This is a genomic window from Zobellella taiwanensis (genome assembly GCF_003012795.1).
GTDB lineage: Bacteria > Pseudomonadota > Gammaproteobacteria > Enterobacterales > Aeromonadaceae > Oceanimonas > Oceanimonas taiwanensis.
On sequence record NZ_PXYH01000053.1, the window covers coordinates 1 to 759 of the forward strand.

General features: G+C 63.2%; 1 protein-coding gene. It reads left to right on the plus strand.

Annotation, left to right across the window (positions count from 1 at the left end):
- The coding region (locus C7I36_RS16875) for a PD-(D/E)XK nuclease domain-containing protein (RefSeq protein WP_181256431.1) at positions 1-654 on the plus strand (654 nt) is incomplete at its 5' end.
- Positions 655-759 lie beyond the last annotated feature (105 nt).

The window sequence follows — 759 nt, forward strand, 5'->3', positions numbered from 1 at the left end:
TTTTTCACACCGCAACTGGACCGTCTGGAAAGCCCGCTCAACCTGCTGGGGCGGTTCGACGTGGACGACATCAGCACCGAGGCGCTGCTGTTCCAGACCGGTTATCTCACCATCCGCCGCAAGGAAGAGCCGGTGCCGAGCTATTGGCTCTATACCCTGGGCTATCCCAACCGGGAGGTGGAGGCCAGCCTTAACCAGGCGCTGCTGCCCAGCCTGGGAGTGGCCGGCACCGAGCCCACCATTCGCGTGCTGCGGTTACTGCAGGCCAACGATTTTGCCGGCCTGGAGCAGCATTTTCGCGCCCTGTTCGCGGCACTGCCCCACGACTGGTATCGCAACAATCCCATCGCCAAATACGAGGGCCACTACGCCAGCGTGTTTTACAGCCATATCGCCGCCCTGGGGCTGCGGGTAACGGTGGAGGATGCCTCCAACACCGGCAAGGTGGACATGGCGGTGGAGTTCAACGGCCATGTCTACCTGTTCGAGTTCAAGGTGGTGGAGCAGGTGCCCGGGGGCAAGGCGCTGCAACAGCTAAAAGACCGCAACTACGCGGACAAATACCGCGCCCAGGGCCTGCCCATCCACCTGATTGGGGTGGAGTTCTCCCGCGAACAGCGGCAAATTGTGGCCTTTGAGCGGGAGTTGGCGTAAGCCCGGCGTCTGGGGTTGGCCGGAGTTCGCGCTGCGCGCGAAATGCAGGCGGGCCGCCTGCGCTCCGTTTTGGTTGTGCTTTCGGCGCGGTGCTTGCTGGTTGGG